Origin of the sequence: Aminobacter sp. DSM 101952 (genome assembly GCF_001424795.1) — a bacterium.
GTDB lineage: Bacteria > Pseudomonadota > Alphaproteobacteria > Rhizobiales > Rhizobiaceae > Aminobacter > Aminobacter aganoensis.
The window spans coordinates 232,507-252,958 of sequence record NZ_LMCL01000012.1 but is presented as its reverse complement, the minus strand read 5'-3'; the positions used below and the strand labels follow the sequence as shown (position 1 = coordinate 252,958).

Here is a 20,452-nt window from a genome sequence, read left to right as displayed (position 1 = left end):
TGCGGAGCCTGGTGGGGACAGCGCTGGCTTTCCTCGTCACCGTGGCCCTGTGCGCGCCAACGCTCGCCGACCCGCCGCGCTCGCGCAAGAAGGATCATGTCGCCCGCGTCTGCGACCTGATCGACACCCATGCCAAGCGCCATGGCTTGCCCAGCGAATTCTTCGCCCGGCTGATCTGGAAGGAAAGCCGCTTCGATCCAAACGCGGTCAGTCCGGCCGGCGCTGAGGGCATTGCCCAGTTCATGCCCGGCACCGCCCGCATGCGCGGCCTGGCAAATCCGTTCGACATGGACCAGGCGATCCCCGCCTCGGCGCGCTATCTCGGAGAACTCAAGTCGGGCTTCGGCAATCTCGGACTGGCGGCCGCGGCCTACAATGCGGGGGAAAACCGCGTCACCCGCTGGCTGGCGTCGGGCGGTTTCCTGCCGCTCGAAACCGAGGACTACGTGCTCGACATCATGGGGGAGCCGGCAGACAATTTTTCGGACAAGACCTATGCCGGCACCAACCGGCCGCTCGATTCGAAAATGGCGTTCCTCGTCGCCTGCCGCAATTTGCCGGTCATCATGTCGGCAACGGTGGCCATGGCGAACGTGCATGTGAAGCCCTGGGGCATCCAGGTCGCCGGCAATTTCCGGCGCTCGGCCGCCATCAAGCAGTGGCAGCGCCTCGAAAGGCGCTTCCCGGCGCTGCTTTCGTCACATGATCCCGTCGTCAGCCGGGTGCGGACGCCGATCGGCCGCCGCGGCATCTATACTGTCCGCATCGGCGCCGACGATCGCGGCGAGGCCGCGGTCATTTGCCAGAAGCTGCGCGGCGCCGGCGGTTCCTGCCTCGTCGTCAGGAACCGCTGAAGCGCGTCACGCGGCTGATGGCGTTCGCTCGGTGGCGAGCAGACGATGATGAATGACGGCCGCATCGTTTTCCTGGCGGAGTTTTGCCACCAGGCCGGGCTCGCGCAGCATCCGAGCGATCCTCGACAGCAGATTGAGATATTCCGGCGGTGCTGCTTCCGGCAAAAGCAGGAGTAGGACGATATCGACGTCCTGGTCGTCGATGGCCTCGAAATCGCAGGGCGTTGCCAGCCGGACAAAGGCTCCGAACGGTCGCTGCAGGCCGCGCAGCTTTGCATGCGGAATGGCAATGCCCTGTCCCAGTCCGGTGGAGCCGAGCTTTTCGCGTGACGACAGCGCTGTGGTGATTTCGGCGGCGCTGACGCCGGTGCGCGCTGCGGCGTGCCGGGCCATTTCCTTGAGGAGCCTCGTCTTGCCCTCGGCCTGAAGGCCAAGAATGACGTCGTCGGGCTGCAGGACGTCGGAGATATTCATGGCCGGCGGTCAGCTGGACAGCATGGCAGCCAGCGCCAGTGCGCCGAGCAGCACGCCGGTGACGAAGAACAGGCGGGTGAACATGAAAGGCTCGGTCTGGCCGGTGACGGGCTTGGCCTGTGGCCTGGTCGTGTCGGCAATGTCGGAGCTGGCGAACCTGTCTGGAATGTGGGTGCGAAGCATCTCGGTCTTCCCTTGTTGCTTGCGCCGGCGCGGCAGGAATTGCCGACGTCCGGGCATGCTCAGGAAGCTAGAAGCCGCAGCATCAGGATTCGAGAGAGGCCAACGCCCCAAGAAATAGGAAAGTCATATAGGCGCGGCAGCCCACGCCGGTCGATCTGCTCGTCAGGCCGACTGCACAAGCTCGGCGCTCTCGCTCAGCCAGGTGCCGATCTTGGCGCCGAGCTTGTCCGGGGACACCGGCTTGGGCAGGTAGTCGTCCATGCCGGCGTCGAGGCATTTCTCGCGGTCGCCCTTCAGCGCATGGGCGGTCACGCCGATGATCGGCGTGCGGGTGCCGTTGGCCGCTTCCTCGGCGCGGATGGCGCGTGTCGCCTCGTAGCCGTTCAACTCCGGCATCGAGACATCCATCAGGATCAGCTTCGGCTTGAAGGTACGGTACATCTCCACCGCCGTGCGGCCGTTGCCGGCGATGCGGTGGCTGAGGCCCAGGCCGGAGAGGATCTGGCCGAAGACCAGCTGGTTGACCTCGTTGTCCTCGGCCACCAGCACGTCGAGCCCGCCATTCTGCAGTGGTGTCGGTTCGGGCTGGGTGAGCGGCGCCGGCGCCGGGCCGCGGATGACGGTGAAGGCCGGCGGCGCCTGGCGGATGGGTTCGCGCACGAACTCGGTGCGGCCCGCCTGCGAGCGCGCCTTCTGCACCGCGGCAATTACCGTGCCGAGCAGCACGGCCGAGCGCGCCGGCTTGGTCAAATGCGCGGCGATCCCGAAATCGAGCACCATGCGGCCAAAATCGACCTGGTCGACCGAGGTCAGCAGCACCACGGGAATGGAGGCCGTGCGGCTGTCTGCGGCGATCGCCTTGGCGACGTCGGCGCCGTTCATGCCCGGCATCTGGTAATCGAGAATGATGCAATCGACGCTGGCGCCGAGCTGGGCGGCACGGTCGAGAAAAGCAAGGCCGATGGCGCCGCTTTCGGCGGCGGCGCAGTCGAAGCCCCAGCTCTTGAGCTGCTCGAGCAGGATCTCGCGATTGACCGGGTTGTCGTCGATGACCAGCACGCGTGCGCCGGTGACATCGACAGGCACGCCACTGCTCGCCTGCTGCGCCTCGTAGAGCGGCAGCAGGGCGGTGAACCAGAATACCGAGCCCTTGCCGAGCTCGCTCTCGACGCCGATATGGCCGCTCATCAGGTCGACGAGGCGGGCGGCGATGGCAAGGCCGAGGCCGGTGCCTTCGTGGCGGCGGGTCGAACTGCCGTCGACCTGGGCGAACTTCTCGAACACGCTCTGCAGCTTGTCGGCGGGAATGCCGATGCCGGTGTCTTCGACGCGCACCTTCAGCGCCACCGTTTCGCCGACAAGTTCGCCGGAGACGTCGACCAGGACGTGACCGCGCTCGGTGAACTTCACCGCGTTGCCGACCATGTTGGTGATGATCTGCCGGAAGCGGCCGACGTCGCCTGTCACATGCGTCGGCAGGCCGGGGTCGATGCGGACGATGAGTTCGAGGTTCTTCTCTGCGACGCGCGCCGAGATCAGTGTCGCGACGTCCTCGACCGCTTCGCCGAGATGGAACGGGGCGGGGTCGAGCGTCAGCTGGCCGGCGTTGATCTTGGAGAAGTCGAGCACGTCGTTGATGATGGTGAGCAGCGCGTTGCCCGACTTGACGATGACATCGGTGAAGGTCCTCTGTCGCGGGGTCAGGTCGGTTCGCGCCAACAGTTCGGCCATGCCGAGAACGCCGTTCATTGGCGTGCGAATCTCGTGGCTCATGTTGGCGAGGAATTCCGACTTGGCGCGGTCGGCGGCCTCCGCCTTCGACAGCGACTCGGCGCTTTCGGAAAATGCCTTGCGGATGGCGTGTTCCATCGGCCGGAAAACCCAGACCGCGACACCGCCGATGACCAGCATCAGCAGTGCGGCCGCGGTCATCAGCAGCCTGTCGCTGCGGGTCTCGGCAAAGCGGCGTTCCTTTTCCATCGCACCGCTGGCGCGCAGCAGCATCGGCTGGGCGAACAGGTCGTTCTGGTTGCGGATCTCGCGATAGCTCCATTCGTCGGGGCTCTGGGCCGTCGCCAAGGCGCCGAGATTGCTGGCGATATCGCGTGCCGACCAAAACAAGTCGCCATTGACCGAGGCGCTGTCGATCTCGCGCAACGAGCTTTGGGCCAGCCTTGGCCGTACCGCATTGATGGCGCCGGTCAGGCTGTCGATACCGGCTTCGAGCCGTGCCGCATGGTTGCGCCCGGCAGCCGCCAGCGCGTCGCGGGTTTCGGGGCGCCAGGCAGTGGTCGTGGTTTCGGCGAAGTTGGTGGCGTTGCGCAGGTCGCGGGTGAACGACAGGAGCTCGGTGGCGATGGCATCGACGTCGCGGCGGTAAGCGTTGCCCTGGCTGAAGGCCATCATCACGGCCATGGAGGTGAGCGCGAAGATCAGCAGGCCCGAAAGATATCTGATCCGTACCGAACGGATGAACGACGAGTGCTCCGGCATGCGCAACCCCAACACATACGCACAATTTTACAGAGCCGGAATAGACACCATTAACATTAAGAGTTTCTGACCCGCCAAAACCGGGTATTTAAGTAGTTCCTCAAGAACCGTTGCCGGGTCAGCTGTTGCGTTCGGCGACGAAACTTGCTGCGGCCTTGAGCATGATTGCGCGTTCGCCGAAGGGTTCGAGCAAGGCATGGGCCTGACTGACCAGGCCGGACAGCTGCGATCGTGCCCAGTCGGCGCCGTGCAGCGATACCAGCGTCGCCTTGCCTGCGGCCGCATCCTTGCCGGTCGCCTTGCCCATGGTTTCAGCATCGGCGGTGAGGTCGAGCAGGTCGTCGGCGAGTTGGAAGGCAAGGCCGATCGCCGAGCCGAACTCGGACAGCCTTTCGCGGTCGGCAACGGATGCGCCGGCAATGATGGCGCCGGCCTCGCAGGCGAAGCGGATCAGCGCGCCGGTCTTCATCGCCTGCAGGCGGATGATGCCGGCTTCGTCGGGCTTGTTGCGCTCGGCGTCGAGGTCGAGCGCCTGGCCGCCGACCATGCCGCCCGGGCCGGCGGCGCGCGCCAGCGCCAGCACCAGCGCTGCCCGGCGTTCCGCCGGCAGCGGCGTGGCCTCGTCGGCGATGATGTCGAAGGCGTGGGTCAGGAGGCCGTCGCCGGCCAGGATGGCGGTCGCCTCGTCGAAGGCCTTGTGCACGGTCGGCAGGCCCCGGCGCAGGTCGTCGTCGTCCATCGCCGGCAGGTCGTCGTGGATCAACGAGTAGCAGTGCACGCATTCGAGCGCGGTTGCGACGCGCAGTGCTGCCTCTGCGTCGGCGTCGAACAGCGCCGCACTCTCCAGCACCAGGAATGGCCTCAGCCGCTTGCCGCCATTGAGTGCGCCGTGGCGCATGGCGGCCATCAGATGTCCGGGCCGCGCGATCTCGCCGGGCAGGATGCGTTCGTCGAGCAGAAGCCGGAGCTCGGCCTCGACGGCGTCGGCGCGTATGCGAAGGGCGGTTTCGAACAGGATATGGCTGTCGTTCGTCATGGCGGCGAGCGGTAGCCGACAGTCAGACGTTGCGCAAGAAGCCAAGCGCCTTTATGCCGAAAGGCTGAGAGGCAAGGGCGGACGGGTTGGCGGAACCGATCATAGAGCCGGAAACCGAAAGGCTGGACATGGCAGCTGCACGACGCGGGATCTTCTCGCGTGGAGGCCTGCGCCGCTGGGTGCGGCTCGGCGTGCTGACCGTTGCCATCATGGCCGCGCTGCCGGTCGTGCTGACCGTCCTCTACATGCCGCCCGTCGTTCGTCCTATCTCCACCTTGATGATCAAGGACCTCGTCACCCTCCAAGGGTACGACCGGCAATGGGTGGCGCTCGACGACATCGCGCCGGTGCTGGCGCATTCGGTCATCATGTCGGAGGACGGGCAGTTCTGCAGCCATCGCGGCGTCGACCTGGGCGAACTCAAGGGCGTCATCAGCGATGCCCTGGACGGCGAGGCGACCCGCGGTGCCTCGACCATTCCGATGCAGACGGTGAAGAACCTGTTCCTGTGGAACGGCCGCTCCTTCCTGCGCAAGGTGGTCGAGCTGCCGCTGGCGATCTATTTCGACGCGCTGGTGCCGAAGCGGCGCATCATGGAGATCTATCTCAACATCGCCGAATGGGGACCCAACATCTATGGCATCGAGGCCGCCTCGCAGCACTACTTCGGCAAGCCGGCGAGCGAGCTTTCCCGCCGCCAGGCGGCGCTGCTTGCGGTGACCTTGCCCAATCCCGCGGCACGCAACCCGGCCAAGCCCGGCCCCGGACTGCGGCGACTGGCGACGGTCATCGAGCGCCGGGCCGGCAAGGCCGGTGCCTATGTCCAGTGCCTGAACTAGGATGACGCAGGCCGGGACCGAAAAAAGAGTCGCTTCGGGCTGGTCAAGTTCCGTCTCGCCGTGTATAGCCTCGCCAACTTTCTCAGATTCCGGCCCCGGATGCGGCCCTTTCACGAGGGCGGTCGGGGTCATTTGACCGATTGGTGGAGTATTTCCATGGCTGTTCCGAAACGAAAAACCTCCCCGTCCAAGCGCGGCATGCGCCGCTCGGCCGACGCGCTCAAGGCCCCGACCTATGTCGAGGACAAGAATTCCGGCGAGATGCGCCGCCCGCATCACATCGACCTGAAGACCGGCATGTACCGCGGTCGCCAGGTTCTGACGCCGAAGGAAAGCTGAGACAGCTTTCCCCGGGGAAAAGCCAATCCGCTTTTCCCCAGCACGTCTATCAAGAAAGGACCGGCTCAAGCCGGTCCTTTCTTTTTGCGTGTCCGGACGGTGCTGAAATCTCTTGACGCCAGGGCGTTCGGGGATTCTAGAAGATGCCGGCGCAACGCGGAGACCGGTCCATGCTCGCGGGCATTCCTCTTCTGATCATCCCTTTCATCCTGTTCAACGTCGGCCTCGCCGGCCTGTTCGGCAGCGGCGTCAATGGCGATCCGTGGGCGGGGGAGATCCTGTCGCTCAACATGATGTCTGGCGGCGTCTTCACGCTGACGCTGGGCAACCTGCTGGTCGTCGTCGGATTGCTGCTGCTGTTCGTCGAGATCGTCAAGTCGACGCGCACGACCAACGCGTCGGTGGTCGACCATCTGCTGTCGACCTTCGTCTTCGTCGCGTTCCTGGTCGAGTTCCTGCTGGTGCGCGGGGCCGCGCACCCGGTGTTCTTCACCCTGATGGTCATCGCGTTGCTGGATGTGCTGGCGGGCTTCTCGGTTTCCCTTCGTTCCGCCGGTCGCGACGTCACTTTCGGTCGCGAGTAGAGGCGCGCCCCCATGGGGGGACGCGCGTCAGGTCAGACTTTCGCGACGAAGCCGGCGCTTTCGATGCCGGCCATCGCGGCCAGTTCGTCATTGTCCGACGTATCGCCCGAAATGCCGACCGCGCCGAGCACGGCGCCATCCCTGTTGCGGATGAGCACGCCGCCCGGTACCGGCACGATCTTGCCGCCTGAGACGGCAGAAAGCCCCTGGAAGAAATGCGGCCGCTCGACGGCGGCGACGCCGAGTGCACGCGAGCTCGACCCTACTGCCAGCGCGCCATAAGCTTTGCCCGAGGCGACTTCGGCGCGGATGAACGGAGAGCCGTCCTGGCGCTGGAAGGCCAGCAGGTGGCCGCCGGCGTCAAGCACGGCGATGCCGAGCGGCTTGAAGTTGTTCTTGCCGCCCAGTTCGAACGCGGTGGCGATGATGGCGTTGGCCTTGGCCAGCGTCAGTTCGGTCATTTGCAGGGTCCTCCATTGTTGAGCGCCTAGCAAACACGCTTGGACGGCCGAGCAAAACCCTGCGTCAGGTTGAAAATCTCTCGCCCAAAGGGTAGGGGCCGGGCGCGGCTTGAAACGTCCGGCGGGCGTTCGATCCGCCAAGGCGGTCCGGGTGTCATCCCATCGAGTCGATCTTGCGCTGCATCGCGGCAAGCTGTTCCTTGAGCTCCTTCAGCTCGTCCGGCTTTTCCGGTGCGTCTTTCCTGGCGGGTTCGGCGGGAGCGGGGCCGGCGCCTTGAGCGGGGAAGGGCGTGAACATGCGCATCGCGTTCTGGAACAATTCCATGTTGCGGCGCGTCTGCTCCTCGAGCGCCTTCATCGGGGTCGCGCCCTTCATCACGTCCATCGGCGTCTTGCCGAAGGTCGACTTCATCTGCTCGCGGAAACGCTCCTGTTCCTTCGAGAAGGCAAGCATCGACTGTTCGAGGAAGCTCGGCACGACCATCTGCATCTGGTCGCCGTAGAAAGAGATCAACTGCCGCAAGAACGGGATCGGCAGCATGTTCTGGCCGTCCTTGTTCTCCAGTTCGAAGATGATCTGCGTCAGTACAGGATGGGTGATGTCTTCGCCGGTCTTGGCATCCTGTACTGTGAATTCTTCGCCCTTCTTGACCATCTCGGCCAAGTCTTCGAGCGTCACATAAGTACTCGTGCCGGTGTTGTAGAGCCGCCGGTTGGCGTATTTCTTTATGACGATTGGCGCATCTTTAGCAGGCATCAGCATCCTCCCCCGGAAGACCGGTATGCCATGTAAGCAGCCGGTAACATTTCGCCGGTGATGAGGATAAGCGCAAAGCAACGGCAAATCCAAGTAATTTGTGCAGTGCAAGAATCCCGAACCGGCCCAAGCCGGCAAAAAAATGCTGCGCAGCATTTTCTGAAACGTGGCCGCAGCATGCGTCGGCAGGCGATTTTCCGGTTTGACTCGGGTCCTGGAACGGGCAAGAAAAGTCGTGACTGCCAATGTTTTCGACGCGCATAAACCATTTCGCCTCACGAAGTCTGGAGAGAAACATGTCCGCCTCGTCCTCCATCGTCGTCGCCAGCGCCGCCCGTACGCCGGTCGGCTCTTTCAACGGTGCCTTCGCCAACACCCCGGCGCACGAATTGGGCGCCATCGCCGTCAGGGAAGTTCTGGCCCGGGCCGGCGTCGACCCCAAGGAGGTTGACGAAGTCATCCTCGGGCAGATCCTTTCTGCCGGTGCCGGCCAGAACCCGGCCCGCCAGGCGGCCATGGCTGCAGGCGTGCCGCAGGAAGCGACCGCCTGGGGCCTCAACCAGCTTTGCGGTTCCGGCCTGCGCACCATCGCCATCGGCATGCAGCAGATCGCCGTGGGCGACGCCAAGATCATCGTCGCCGGCGGCCAGGAATCGATGTCCATGGCACCGCACTGCCAGCACTTGCGTGGCGGCGTGAAGATGGGCGACTTCAAGATGATCGATACGATGATCAAGGACGGCCTGACCGACGCCTTCTACGGCTACCACATGGGCAACACCGCCGAGAACGTCGCCCGCCAGTGGCAGCTGACGCGCGACGAGCAGGACCAGTTCGCGGTCGCCTCGCAGAACAAGGCCGAAGCCGCCCAGAAGGCCGGCCGTTTTGCCGACGAGATCGTGCCCGTCACCATCAAGGGCAAGAAGGGCGACACCATCGTTGACCAGGACGAATACATCCGCCATGGCGCGACGCTGGATTCGATTGCCAAGCTGCGCCCGGCCTTCGACAAGGAAGGCACCGTCACCGCCGGCAACGCTTCCGGCATCAATGACGGCGCTGCCGCGGTCGTGCTGATGACCGAAGCCGAAGCCGTGCGCCGCGGCCTCACCCCGCTGGTCCGCATCGTCTCGTGGGCAACCGCCGGCGTCGACCCGCAGATCATGGGCACGGGCCCGATCCCGGCTTCGCGCAAGGCGCTTGAAAAGGCCGGCTGGTCGGTCGGCGACCTCGACCTCGTCGAGGCCAACGAGGCGTTCGCGGCACAGGCCTGCGCGGTCAACAAGGACATGGGCTGGGATCCGGCGATCGTCAACGTCAATGGCGGCGCCATCGCCATCGGCCATCCGGTCGGCGCTTCCGGTGCCCGCGTCTTCAACACGCTGGTTCATGAAATGCGGCGACGCAGCGCGAAGAAGGGTCTCGCGACCCTGTGCATCGGCGGCGGCATGGGCGTCGCGATGTGCGTCGAGGCGATGTAACTCGGAAAACAAGACAAGGGCGGCCAATGTGCCGCCCTTTTTGCCTCTAAAGCCTGGCGTGAAGGCAGGCTACAAAGCAGCAGAAAAGGGGAATCGCATGAGCAAGGTTGCACTCGTCACGGGCGGATCGCGCGGCATCGGTGCCGCGATTTCGGTCGCGCTGAAGAACGCAGGCTACAAGGTTGCCGCCAACTATGCCGGCAACGACGAGGCCGCGCAGAAGTTCAAGGCCGAGACGGGCATCCCGGTCTACAAATGGTCGGTCGCCGACTACGACGCCTGCGAAGCCGGCATAAAGCAGGTCGAGGCCGATCTCGGCCCGGTTTCGGTGCTGGTCAACAATGCCGGCATCACGCGCGACTCGATGTTTCACAAGATGACGCGCGAGCAGTGGAAGGAGGTCATCGACACCAACCTGAACGGTGCCTTCAACATGACCCATCCATTGTGGAGCGGCATGCGCGACCGCAAATTCGGCCGCGTCATCACCATTTCCTCGATCAACGGCCAGAAGGGCCAGGCCGGCCAGGCCAACTACTCCGCGTCGAAAGCCGGCGACATCGGCTTCACCAAGGCGCTGGCCCAGGAAGGCGCACGCGCCGGCATCACCGTCAACGTCATCTGCCCCGGCTACATCGCAACCGAAATGGTTATGGCGGTTCCCGAGAAGGTGCGTGAATCGATCATCGCCCAGATTCCGGTCGGCCGTCTCGGCGAGCCGGAGGAGATCGCGCGTTGCGTGGTGTTCCTGGCCTCCGAAGAGTCTGGCTTCGTCACCGGCGCGACGCTGTCGGCCAATGGCGGCCAGTATTTCGCCTGATCGGCGGCTTCTATCCGACAAAGAAAACGGCGCCGCGAGGCGCCGTTTCCGTTCTTGGCGATGGATCGGCTACTTGTCGCCGAATAATGACTTGTGGGCGATGCCGGCAATGGCTGCGCCGACGATCGGGGCGACCCAGAACAGCCAGAGCTGCTGCAGGGCGACGCCGCCGACGAACAGCGCCGGGCCGGTCGAACGCGCCGGATTGACCGACGTGTTGGTGACCGGGATCGAGATCAGGTGGATCAGCGTCAGGGCGAGGCCGATGGCGATCGGTGCAAAGCCGGCCGGAACGCGCTCGCTGGTCGAGCCGAGGATGATCATCAGGAACATGAAGGTCAGCACGACCTCGATGATCAACGCAGAGGACAGGCCGAATTTGCCCGGCGAGGCGTCGCCATAGCCGTTGGTGGCAAAGCCGCCGATGCCGGCGAAATCAGCCTTGCCGCTGACGATGAGGTACAGCACCGTCGAAGCCGCGACCGCGCCGATCAGCTGGGCGATGACGTAGGGGACCAGGTCCTTGGCTTCGAAACGCCCGGCCATCATCAGGCCGACCGAGACAGCTGGATTGAAATGCCCCCCGGAAATGCCGCCGACCGCATAGGCCATAGTCAGCACCGTGAGGCCGAACGCCAACGCAACGCCGGAGAAACCGATACCCAGTTCGGGGAACGCTGCAGCCAGGACAGCGCTGCCGCAGCCCCCGAAGACGAGCCAGAATGTGCCGAGGAATTCGGCGAACAGACGTTTGGACATGATATTCCCTCCGATATCGTGCGCCTGCGTGGTGCGCCGCATTTTCCGGAGGCCCCGCCTGGGCATCCCCCGCCGCGCAGACTCAACGCCGCAATGGAGACACGCTCCGCTCCCGGGTGCAACGGGTGTGGTTCCCTTAACGTAATGCAATCACAGGTATTTTCGCTGAAGCACGGGTGTGCCTAGATGGCACGCAAAGGTTAATGCGGCGATCAAGGTGCTGTGGAGTGTTCTGTGCACAGGCTGTGGATAATAGGTGGAGAAACTGACCCGGCACTACATCTAGTGGTGAACAAACCGGGAAATCTGCCCGGACAGTGATTCGTCGCCTGTTCGTTCCGCATTTGGTTCAAATCTTAACGAAATGCTGCTTCCGGCAGCTCCGGCTGTTAACCCGGTGCTAGGAAAGGTCAACAAATTCATTATTTTGCACTCGGTTGACGCGCAGCTATCTTCGCTTGGCCGGCAAAGGTTAACGGAGGGGTGGCGAAAGCAGGAAACGGGCCACTTTACAGATTCTGCATGTGGTGCGGCTTGCAGGGCCGGCATCAATATGTTGGGGTGAACAAAACCTGAATCAGCTGGAGTCAGTGATTCGTCGCTGATTCGTTCCAGACTCGTTCCAACTCTTAAATCTGGAACATTCCGCTTTCGCTTCGGCTTGCAAATCCCTATGTGTCCACTCGTCGCGACAGGCGGCGCAACGCCGGGCTGTCCCGGCGCCGAGGGCAGTTCCAGTATGAATGTTCACTCCAGGCAGAACGACCCGCTGATCCTGTCAGGCCGCGATGTCACGGCGGTTCTGGGGCCAACCAATACCGGCAAGACCCATCTCGCCATCGAGCGCATGGTCGCGCATGAAAGCGGCATCATCGGCCTGCCGCTAAGGCTGCTCGCCCGCGAGGTCTATGGCCGGCTCTGCGAGAAGGTCGGCGCCCACAAGGTGGCGCTGGTCACCGGCGAAGAGAAGATCCTGCCTGCCGGCGCCAGGTATTCGGTCTGCACCGTCGAGGCCATGCCGCGCCAGACGGATGCCGCCTTCGTCGCCATCGACGAGGTCCAGCTTGCCGGCGACCTCGAGCGCGGCCACATCTTTACCGACCGCATACTGCATCTGCGCGGCAAGCAGGAAACACTGCTTCTCGGTGCCGCCACCATGCACGGCATCCTGCAGAAGCTGTTGAAGGGTGTGTCGGTGGTCACCCGGCCACGGCTGTCGCATCTCGCCTATGCCGGTTCCAAGAAGCTGACGCGGCTGCCGCGGCGCTCGGCCATCGTCGCCTTCTCCGCCGACGAGGTTTACGGCATCGCCGAGCTCATCCGCCGGCAGCAGGGTGGTGCAGCGGTGGTGCTCGGCGCGCTCAGCCCGCGCACCCGTAATGCCCAGGTCGAGCTCTACCAGAACGGCGACGTCGACTACCTGATCGCCACCGATGCCATCGGCATGGGCCTCAATCTCGATGTCGACCACGTCGCCTTTGCCCAGAACCGCAAGTTCGACGGCTACCAGTATCGGCAGCTCACCGCCGCCGAGCTCGGCCAGATCGCCGGCCGTGCCGGGCGCCATTTGCGCGACGGGACCTTCGGCGTCACCGGCCAGGTCGATCCGTTCGAGGACGAGCTGATCGAAAAGATCGAGGGTCATGACTTCGAGCCGGTCAAGGTGCTGCAGTGGCGCACGGCTAGTTTCGATTTCGCCAGCCTCGATACGCTCAAGCGCTCGATCGACACCGTGGCGCCGGTCGAGGGCCTGACGCGCGCTTTGCCGGCTGTCGACGCCCAGGCGCTCGACCATCTGTCGCGCGATGAAAACATCCGGTCGCTCGCCACCAATCGCGAGCGTGTCGCCCTGTTGTGGGAAACCTGCGCGCTGCCCGACTACCGCAGGATCGCACCGGCCCAGCACGCCGACCTGATCGCTTCGATGTATGACGATCTCGCCCGGCGCGGCCATGTCGACGAGACCTACATGGCCGAACAGGTGCGCCGTGCCGATTCCACCGAGGGCGACATCGACACGCTTTCACATCGGATCGCACAGATCCGGACCTGGACATTCGTCTCAAACCGCCCTGGCTGGCTTGCCGATCCGGCACACTGGCAAGAAAAAACGCGCGACATCGAAGACAGATTGTCGGATGCACTGCATGAGCGGTTGACGAAACGCTTTGTAGACCGCAGGACTTCCGTCCTCATGCGCCGCCTTAGAGAAAACACTATGCTTGAAGCCGAAATCAGCCCGTCCGGAACCGTCCTCGTCGAGGGCCACCATGTCGGCGAACTGCAAGGGTTCCGTTTCACCGCCGACCAGAGCGCGGGCGGAGAAGACGCCAAGGCCGTGCGCACGGCAGCGCAGAAGGCGCTTGCAACCGAATTCGACACACGCGCCGAACGTTTCGCGACGTCGCCCAATGGTGACATCGCGCTTGGCTCGGACGGCGTGCTGCGCTGGATCGGCGCGCCCATCGGCACGCTGGTCGAAGGCGAGGATGCGCTGAAGCCGCGCGTCGTGCTGTTGGCCGACGAACAGCTGACCGGCCCGTCCCGCGACAAGGTCGCCGCGCGCGCCGAGCGCTTCGTCAATTTCCAGGTCGAGTCGCTGCTCAAGCCGCTGGTCGATCTCAAGGCTGCGGAGCAGCTGTCCGGCATCGGCCGTGGCATCGCCTTCCAGCTGGTCGAGAATTTCGGCCTGATCAATCGCCGCGACATCGCCGAGGACGTGAAGTCGCTCGACCAGGAAGGCCGCGCCGCACTTCGCCGCCTCGGCGTGCGCTTCGGCGCCTATCACGTCTTTGTCCCGGCACTGATCAAGCCCGCGCCCGCCGGTCTGGTGACGCTGCTGTGGGCGCTCAAGAACGACGGCAAGGACAAGCCGGGCTTCGGCGATGTCGTCCATGCGCTGGCGGCTGGCCGCACCTCGGTGGTCATCGACCAGGCCTTCGACAAGACGTTCTACAAGCTTGCCGGCTTCCGCAACCTCGGCCGCCGCGCCGTGCGTGTCGACATCCTCGAGCGTCTCGCCGACCTCATCCGCCCGGCGCTTGCCTGGAAGCAGGGCACCGGCGCCCGGCCTGAGGGCGCCTATGACGGCAGCGCGTTCATCGTCACGCCGCAGATGATGTCAATCCTCGGCGCCACCGGCGACGACATGGAAGAAATCCTCAAGGGCCTCGGTTATCGCGCCGAACCCAAGCCGGCTGTCGAGGTCAAGGAAAAGCTCGAAACGATCGACACCGCCGCGCGCGAAGCTGCAGCGCAGGCGATGGCCACCAAGGCCGCAGCGGCTGCAGCAACCGACAGCGGCGAAGCCACCGAGGTTTCGACGGAGGCCTTTGCCGAAGCCGCCGCCGATGCCGTGCAGGCTTCGGATGCCGGACAGGCACCGGAAGCCGTTGCCGAACAGGTCGAGGACGTTGCCGAGTCCGTTGCCGAAGTGGTGGCTGAGCCAGCGGCGGAAGCCGCCGCGGCAGCCGAGCCCGAGGCAGCCACTGCCGACATCCCGATGGTTGCAGACGCGCCCGTCGAAGTCCCAGTCGCTGCCGTCGCACCGGCCGAAGTCGCTGCCGCGGAAGCATCCGAACCTGCGGAAGAGCCCAAGCCCATCCTGTTGTGGCGCCAGGGCCGCTTCGAGCAGCGTCCGCGCCATCGCCAGGACAACCGTCCGCGTGGCGGGCAGCGCGAACCGCGCGCAGCCGGCGCTCCGGCGGGCCGTCAGGGCGAGGGCAACCGTGGACGCGAAGGTGGCGAAGGCCGCGATGGCGGTCGTCCGCGCTTCGATCGCAAGCCCGGCGGCAAGCCGCAGGGCGAGCGCCACGAGAATCGTGGCCGCGGTGAGCGCCCGCAGGGCGAGAAGCATGGGGGCGACCGCAATGGCTTCAAGGGCAAGCCGGCGTTCCAGCAAAAGCCACGCGAAGAGCGTCCGGTGCGCATCGATCCCGATTCGCCCTTTGCCAAGCTCGCCGCGCTGCGCGACCAGCTCAAGAAGTAGCTCCTTTGGCCGGCGAGGGAAGACAGCGCATCGACAAGTGGCTGTTCTTCTCGCGCGCGGTCAAATCGCGTTCGCTTGCAGCCAAGCTGGTGCAGGGTGGCGGTGTTAGGAACAACGGCCAGAAGCTCGGCCAGGCTTCGGACATCGTCAAGTCGGGCGACGTGCTGACCATCACGCTCGACCGTCGCATCCTGGTCTACAAGATTCTGCTTCCTGGCGAGCGGCGCGGGCCGGCTGAAGAGGCTCGCAAGCTCTACGAGGACCTGTCGCCCGTTCCGACACCGAAGGACCAGGCGCCGCCCGATGCCCTGCCGCCAGTGCGCGAGGCCGGAAGCGGACGCCCGACCAAGAAGGAAAGGCGGGCCACCGACCGGCTGCGCAGCGAGTGACGCAAAGCCGCGGAAGGCTCCGCCCTCACATTGAGAATTACGTTCCGCCAAGCGCCGCCCGCGCGGAATAGCCGCCCTTGCAAGACCCCTTTAAAGGGGATACCTCACCGAAAGATATGAAATACGGGAAGTCCCGGAGCCTGCCTCATGACCTACGTCGTCACCGACAATTGCATCAAGTGCAAGTACACCGACTGCGTCGAGGTGTGTCCGGTCGACTGTTTCTATGAAGGCGAGAACATGCTCGTCATCCATCCCGACGAATGCATCGACTGCGGCGTCTGCGAGCCCGAGTGCCCGGCGGATGCGATCAAGCCCGACACCGAGCCGGGGCTCGACAAATGGCTGAAGATCAACACCGAATACGCCAGCAAGTGGCCGAACCTGACCGTCAAGAAAGACGAGCTGCCCGAAGCCAAGGAATTCGACGGCGTTGAAGGCAAGTTCGAGCAATACTTCTCCGAGGCGCCCGGCGAAGGCAACTGAAAGCTGCCATACTAGCTCACTGCATCGTGGCTTTGCGCGTCGCCGGCTGCACTTGACGCCGTGCGCTCTTCGCGCATGCAGCAAAACCTTGATTCTTCCGACTTTTTGTGTTAGAGCTAGATCAACATGCCGATGACACAACGTCGATCTATGGCGCGAAGCCTAAATCACTGAAAGGTGACAGCCCCAATTCGGACCAGAGTAATCTGGGCCGGAGGCCGCTGCTTTAGCGGTTTACCGGTTCAAGCTCTCCCGGTTGGGGATCGATTGTCGTGCGGCACAAGGTCGCGTTTGCCGACCATCCTCGTTCAGCCGGCCTCGGCGGGCCGGTGTTACAAGAAGGAGTTCAGGGCGTATGGCAACTTCCATCCCGCAGAAGAAATCCGCAGCGCGTCACGGTTTCAAGACCGGCGAGTACATTGTCTACCCGGCGCATGGCGTCGGCCAGATCGTCTCCATCGACGAGCAGGAAGTGGCGGGACACAAGCTTGAGCTGTTCGTGATCGATTTCCAGAAGGACAAGATGCGCCTGAAGGTGCCGGTCGCCAAGGCGACCTCGATCGGCATGCGCAAGCTCTCCGAGACCGACTATGTCGAGCGTGCCCTGAAGGTCGTGCAGGGCCGTGCCCGCGTCAAGCGCACCATGTGGTCGCGCCGCGCCCAGGAATACGATGCGAAGATCAATTCGGGCGACCTGATCTCGATCTCGGAAGTCGTGCGCGATCTCTACCGTGCCGACAATCAGCCGGAGCAGTCCTATTCCGAGCGCCAGCTCTATGAAGCAGCGCTCGACCGCATGGCGCGCGAACTGGCAGCCGTCAACCGCCTGTCGGAAACCGAAGCCGTTCGCCTGATCGAGGCCAACCTCAACAAGGGTCCGAAGCGCGGCGCCAAGGCCGACAACGAGGAAGCCGACGCCGAGCAGGAAGAAGCAGCCTGATCTGGCATGCCTCCGAGAACTACGAAAAACCCGGCCACTGGCCGGGTTTTTTGTTTCAGGCGGGTGCAGTCACGTCAGCCTTCGCCGCCCTTGCCGTGCTCGTGCTGATGCGTGATCGTCGCGATGAAGCGCTTGGTGCGCTGATGCGTCGGATTGCCGAACACCTCGCTCGCAGGGCCCTTCTCGACCACCGTTCCGGCCTCGAGGAACACCACCTCGTGGGCGATCTTCGAGGCCAGGCGCAGGTCGTGTGTGGCGATCACCATGGTCGTGCCTTCGCGCGCCAGCTGGCCAAGCACGTCGACCACCTCCTGGGCGAGTTCCGGATCCAGTGCCGAGGTCGGCTCGTCGCACAGCAACACCTTTGGTGACGGCGCTAGCGCGCGTGCTATTGCCACGCGCTGCTGCTGGCCGCCGGACAGCGTTGCCGGCCAGGCATCGACCTTGTGCGCCATGCCGACCTTTTCGAGCAAGGCGAGGGCACGTTCGCGGGCCTTGGCCTCCGGCCATTTCAGCACGGTCACCAGCCCTTCCATGACGTTTTCGATCGCCGTGCGATGCGGGAACAGCTGGAAGTTCTGGAACACCATGCCGGTCTGGCGCCGCAACTGCTGGATGGCCCGTGTCGGAACCTTGACGTCGGGCTTGAATTCGATGGCGTCGTCGCCGACACGCACCGTACCCGAGGTCGGGACCTCCAGCAGATTGATGCAGCGCAAGAGCGTGCTCTTGCCGCCGCCCGAGGGGCCGACGAGCGCGGTGACGCTGCCTTCCTGGATGTCGACCGAGACGTCCTTGATAACGGTGTTGTCGCCGAATTGCTTGACGATGTGCGACAGCCCGATCATGTCCGCGCCTCCAGGAAGCCGCCATATCTGTTGAGCCGCTTTTCGAGCCGGACCTGAAGCGAGGACAGAACCGAGCTCATGGCGAGATAGAGTATCGCGGCCTCGACATAGAGGATCAGCGGCTCATAGGTGGTGGCGACGATGCGTTGCGCCGCCTGGAACATCTCCGGCACGGTGATGGCGGCGGCCAGCGAGGTGTCCTTGACCAGCGAGATGAAGGTATTGGACAGCGGCGGCACCGCCACGCGCGCGGCCTGCGGCAGGATCGTCCGGCGCATTGCCTGGCTCCAGGTCATGCCGATCGAATAGGCGGCCTCCCATTGCCCCTTGGCGACCGAGCTGATGGCAGCGCGGATGATCTCGGAGGAATAGGCGCCGACATTGAGCGTGAAGCCGATCAGTGCCGCCGGAAAGGCGTCGAGCACGATGCCGACGCTGGGCAGGCCGTAGAAGATCAGGAACAATTGCACCAGCAGCGGCGTGCCGCGGATGATCCAGACGTAGAAGCGCACGATCGCCGACAGCCAGGCCGGGCCGAACAGGCGGGCAAGGGCGGCGCCGAGGCCAACCGCCAGGCCAAAGGCGAAGGAGAGAAGCGTCAGCGGCGCGGTGAAAATGAGCGCGGCCCACAACAGTGGGCCGAGCGAGTCCAGCATCAGTTGCAGCCAGTGTGGCAAGATGAACGCTCCCTCCCCACAACAAACGAGCCCGGAAAATCGCAGATTTTCCGGGCAAGTTCATGGGAAAAATGAGAGGTGGAAAAATCATGCCCATCGACCGCGGGTCAGCGCAGCCGATGGGCGATGCGGTTACTGGGAGACGTCGGCGCCGAAGTAGGTCTCGGAGATCTTCTTGTAGGTGCCATCGGCCTTGATCTCGGCCAGTGCCTTGTTGATCGCCTCGACCAGTTCCGGCTCGCCCTTGCGCACGATAACGCCGGAGAAGTCGGCCTTTTCTTCCTCGGCGACGATCTTCACGTCGGCGTCGGGCTTGTTCTTCTTGAAGTCGTAGAACGACAGGCTGTCATTGATGGTGGCGTCGGCGCGGCCGTTCAGCACCAGCTGGATCGACTGGTCGAAGCCATCGGTGCCGACGAGTTCGGCGCCATTGGCCTCGGCGATCTTGCCGAAATTGCTGGTCAGCGACTGGGCCGACTTCTTGCCCTTGAGGTCGGCGAAACCCTTGATGTCCTCGTTCTTGCCGCTGACGATGAGCACGGCCTTGGAGGCGATGTAGGGTTCGGAGAAGTCGTACTTGGCCTTGCGCGCCTCGGTGATGCCGACCTGGTTGATGACGGCGTCATAACGCTTGGCGTCGATGCCGGCGATCAGGCCGTCCCACTTGCCTTCGAGGAATTCGGCCTTGACGCCGAGGCGCTTGGCGATCTCCTTGCCGATCTCGACGTCGAAGCCGACCAGGGCGCCCGAGGCATCATGATAGGTGAAAGGCGCATAGGTGCCTTCGGTGCCAATCTTGAACACGCCGGCAGCCTTGATCTCATTGAGGTTCTCACCGGCGTGGCCTGCACCCACGGCTGCGATCTGGAGCGTTGCGGCAACGGCCAGCGATTTCAACCAGTTCATTTCATGCGATCCCGATCTTAGGCCGGCGACGATGGCCGGCGAAGTTGTGATTGGGTCCAATCTCGCAGATGCCGGCGCTCAAGATAAGGAATGAAATTTCAATTATCGATCAATCTCGGAATCTGAATCTACGTGCCTGCCTCAAGCCGGGTCGTCGCGGAACATTGTCCGGCATCTTGCGTTAATGACCTTGCGGGGCAGCATCCGCATTCATGGTGCGCCCGGCTTGCTCACGAACCAAGGGGCGAAGCATGTATATGGATCGGGCAGGCCTTGCCGGCGAGCAGATGATGCTGAGGGCGGCGTCGCGCGCACCCTACCTGGAGCGCGGCGAAGAGCTGGAACTGGCGATCCGCTGGAAAGAGCAGCACGACCAGGATGCGTTGAACCGCATCACCACCGCCCACATGCGTCTCGTCATCGCCATGGCGGTCAAGTTCAGGCGCTACGGGCTGCCGATGGGCGATCTCATCCAGGAGGGCCATGTCGGGCTGCTCGAGGCTGCCGCGCGCTTCGATCCGCTGCGTGAGGTGCGCTTTTCGACCTATGCCAGCTGGTGGATTCGCGCATCGATGCAGGACTACATCCTGCGCAACTGGTCAATCGTCAGGGGCGGTACGAGCTCGGCCCAAAAATCGCTGTTCTTCAACCTGCGCCGCATGCGCGCCCGTCTTGCCCAGGGCGGCGGCCCGCTCGGCAACAGCTCGGCTTACCAGGAAATTTCCCTCGCGCTCGGCGTGTCGGAGGCGGACGTGGCGATGATGGACATGCGCCTTTCGGTGCCCGACACGTCGCTCAACGCGCCGCTGAGCGACGATGGCGATGGCGGCGAGCGCATGGATCTTTTGGTCTCCGACGATCCGTTGCCGGATGAACTCGTCGGCGATGCGATTGACATCGAACGGCGCTCTGGCTGGCTGCACGATGCGCTCGGGGTGCTCAACGCGCGCGAACTTCAGATCATCGAGGAGCGCCGGCTGAGCGAGGAGGGCGCCACGCTGGAAGAGCTGGGCACGTCGCTCGGCATCTCCAAGGAGCGGGTCCGGCAGATCGAAACCCGCGCCATGGAAAAGCTGAAGTCGGCCCTGGTGCGGCAAAACTCGGCGTTTCTGGCCGCCTAGAGCTTTTCCCTCTTTGG

General features: G+C 64.1%; 22 protein-coding genes. 11 read left to right on the top strand and 11 right to left on the bottom strand.

Annotated features, from left to right (window positions below; genetic code table 11):
- The first annotated feature begins 11 nt into the window (after positions 1-11).
- Positions 12-854 (top strand): lytic transglycosylase domain-containing protein, encoded by an 843-nt coding sequence (locus ASC75_RS11365; RefSeq protein ID WP_244487812.1) that lies wholly within the window; start codon positions 12-14, stop codon positions 852-854.
- A 6-nt stretch (positions 855-860) separates the two neighbouring features.
- Here the strand turns inward: ASC75_RS11365 and ASC75_RS11360 are convergent, their stop codons facing one another.
- The 4 genes from ASC75_RS11360 to ASC75_RS11345 form a co-directional block, all read right to left on the bottom strand.
- Entirely contained in the window at positions 861-1,328 is a 468-nt protein-coding gene (locus ASC75_RS11360) for a PTS sugar transporter subunit IIA (protein ID WP_055974682.1), read from the bottom strand.
- Between the two features lie 9 nt (positions 1,329-1,337).
- Positions 1,338-1,511, bottom strand: a complete 174-nt coding sequence (locus tag ASC75_RS11355) for a hypothetical protein (protein WP_156381204.1) — start codon at positions 1,509-1,511, stop codon at positions 1,338-1,340.
- Positions 1,512-1,673: 162 nt separating this feature from the next.
- Complete coding sequence (locus tag ASC75_RS11350) at positions 1,674-4,004, bottom strand: response regulator (RefSeq protein ID WP_055974676.1); 2,331 nt, start codon at positions 4,002-4,004, stop codon at positions 1,674-1,676.
- 118 nt (positions 4,005-4,122) lie between these two features.
- Positions 4,123-5,040: a polyprenyl synthetase family protein gene (locus tag ASC75_RS11345; RefSeq protein ID WP_055974672.1), complete on the bottom strand. Its 918-nt coding sequence runs from the start codon at positions 5,038-5,040 to the stop codon at positions 4,123-4,125.
- A gap of 128 nt (positions 5,041-5,168) precedes the next feature.
- Here ASC75_RS11345 and mtgA point away from each other — a divergent pair, with 128 nt between their 5' ends.
- The 3 genes from mtgA to ASC75_RS11330 all read left to right on the top strand — a co-directional run bounded on the left by mtgA (position 5,169) and on the right by ASC75_RS11330 (position 6,802).
- Complete coding sequence (mtgA, locus tag ASC75_RS11340) at positions 5,169-5,879, top strand: monofunctional biosynthetic peptidoglycan transglycosylase (protein WP_055975451.1); 711 nt, start codon at positions 5,169-5,171, stop codon at positions 5,877-5,879.
- Between the two features lie 156 nt (positions 5,880-6,035).
- Complete coding sequence (gene rpmF / locus ASC75_RS11335) at positions 6,036-6,218, top strand: 50S ribosomal protein L32 (protein WP_008834724.1); 183 nt, start codon at positions 6,036-6,038, stop codon at positions 6,216-6,218.
- A 170-nt stretch (positions 6,219-6,388) separates the two neighbouring features.
- Positions 6,389-6,802 carry a hypothetical protein gene (locus ASC75_RS11330; RefSeq protein ID WP_055974670.1) on the top strand — a complete coding sequence of 138 codons (414 nt, stop codon included), beginning with the start codon at positions 6,389-6,391 and terminating at the stop codon, positions 6,800-6,802.
- 32 nt (positions 6,803-6,834) lie between these two features.
- Here the strand turns inward: ASC75_RS11330 and ASC75_RS11325 are convergent, their stop codons facing one another.
- The 3 genes from ASC75_RS11325 to ASC75_RS25970 all read right to left on the bottom strand — a co-directional run bounded on the left by ASC75_RS11325 (position 6,835) and on the right by ASC75_RS25970 (position 8,336).
- Positions 6,835-7,263, bottom strand: a complete 429-nt coding sequence (locus ASC75_RS11325; RefSeq protein WP_055974666.1) for a heme-binding protein — start codon at positions 7,261-7,263, stop codon at positions 6,835-6,837.
- Positions 7,264-7,417: 154 nt separating this feature from the next.
- Positions 7,418-8,020, bottom strand: a complete 603-nt coding sequence (gene phaR, locus ASC75_RS11320; RefSeq protein WP_055975448.1) for a polyhydroxyalkanoate synthesis repressor PhaR — start codon at positions 8,018-8,020, stop codon at positions 7,418-7,420.
- Positions 8,010-8,336, bottom strand: coding sequence for a hypothetical protein (locus ASC75_RS25970; RefSeq protein WP_156381203.1), 327 nt, complete (start codon positions 8,334-8,336; stop codon positions 8,010-8,012). Before ASC75_RS25970 ends, phaR begins: the two co-directional genes overlap by 11 nt.
- Between ASC75_RS25970 and ASC75_RS11315 the strand changes: the two genes are divergently transcribed.
- Both ASC75_RS11315 and ASC75_RS11310 read left to right on the top strand, forming a co-directional pair.
- Positions 8,317-9,501 carry an acetyl-CoA C-acetyltransferase gene (locus ASC75_RS11315; RefSeq protein WP_055974663.1) on the top strand — a complete coding sequence of 395 codons (1,185 nt, stop codon included), beginning with the start codon at positions 8,317-8,319 and terminating at the stop codon, positions 9,499-9,501. The genes ASC75_RS25970 and ASC75_RS11315 overlap by 20 nt on opposite strands.
- A gap of 97 nt (positions 9,502-9,598) precedes the next feature.
- On the top strand, positions 9,599-10,321 hold the full coding sequence (locus tag ASC75_RS11310; protein WP_055974660.1) for a beta-ketoacyl-ACP reductase: 723 nt from the start codon (positions 9,599-9,601) through the stop codon (positions 10,319-10,321).
- A gap of 69 nt (positions 10,322-10,390) precedes the next feature.
- Here ASC75_RS11310 and aqpZ read toward each other — a convergent pair whose 3' ends face one another.
- Positions 10,391-11,080: an aquaporin Z gene (gene aqpZ, locus ASC75_RS11305; RefSeq protein ID WP_055974657.1), complete on the bottom strand. Its 690-nt coding sequence runs from the start codon at positions 11,078-11,080 to the stop codon at positions 10,391-10,393.
- A gap of 739 nt (positions 11,081-11,819) precedes the next feature.
- Between aqpZ and ASC75_RS11300 the strand changes: the two genes are divergently transcribed.
- From ASC75_RS11300 to ASC75_RS11285, 4 genes are all read left to right on the top strand, one after another.
- Positions 11,820-15,068, top strand: coding sequence for a helicase-related protein (locus ASC75_RS11300; RefSeq protein ID WP_055974654.1), 3,249 nt, complete (start codon positions 11,820-11,822; stop codon positions 15,066-15,068).
- Positions 15,069-15,073: 5 nt separating this feature from the next.
- Positions 15,074-15,457 (top strand): RNA-binding S4 domain-containing protein, encoded by a 384-nt coding sequence (locus tag ASC75_RS11295; protein ID WP_055974651.1) that lies wholly within the window; start codon positions 15,074-15,076, stop codon positions 15,455-15,457.
- Positions 15,458-15,604: 147 nt separating this feature from the next.
- Positions 15,605-15,943: a ferredoxin FdxA gene (gene fdxA, locus ASC75_RS11290; RefSeq protein ID WP_055974648.1), complete on the top strand. Its 339-nt coding sequence runs from the start codon at positions 15,605-15,607 to the stop codon at positions 15,941-15,943.
- A 355-nt stretch (positions 15,944-16,298) separates the two neighbouring features.
- Positions 16,299-16,883: a CarD family transcriptional regulator gene (locus ASC75_RS11285; RefSeq protein WP_055974645.1), complete on the top strand. Its 585-nt coding sequence runs from the start codon at positions 16,299-16,301 to the stop codon at positions 16,881-16,883.
- A 74-nt stretch (positions 16,884-16,957) separates the two neighbouring features.
- On the opposite strand, the gene ASC75_RS11280 is transcribed toward ASC75_RS11285, so the two are convergent.
- The 3 genes from ASC75_RS11280 to ASC75_RS11270 all read right to left on the bottom strand — a co-directional run bounded on the left by ASC75_RS11280 (position 16,958) and on the right by ASC75_RS11270 (position 19,314).
- Positions 16,958-17,731: an amino acid ABC transporter ATP-binding protein gene (locus ASC75_RS11280; RefSeq protein ID WP_055974642.1), complete on the bottom strand. Its 774-nt coding sequence runs from the start codon at positions 17,729-17,731 to the stop codon at positions 16,958-16,960.
- Positions 17,728-18,408 (bottom strand): amino acid ABC transporter permease, encoded by a 681-nt coding sequence (locus ASC75_RS11275; protein ID WP_055974639.1) that lies wholly within the window; start codon positions 18,406-18,408, stop codon positions 17,728-17,730. The genes ASC75_RS11280 and ASC75_RS11275 overlap by 4 nt, the downstream gene beginning before the upstream one ends.
- A 132-nt stretch (positions 18,409-18,540) precedes the next feature.
- On the bottom strand, positions 18,541-19,314 hold the full coding sequence (locus tag ASC75_RS11270; protein ID WP_055974636.1) for an amino acid ABC transporter substrate-binding protein: 774 nt from the start codon (positions 19,312-19,314) through the stop codon (positions 18,541-18,543).
- A gap of 251 nt (positions 19,315-19,565) precedes the next feature.
- Between ASC75_RS11270 and ASC75_RS11265 the strand changes: the two genes are divergently transcribed.
- Positions 19,566-20,435: an RNA polymerase factor sigma-32 gene (locus tag ASC75_RS11265; RefSeq protein ID WP_055974634.1), complete on the top strand. Its 870-nt coding sequence runs from the start codon at positions 19,566-19,568 to the stop codon at positions 20,433-20,435.
- Positions 20,436-20,452 lie beyond the last annotated feature (17 nt).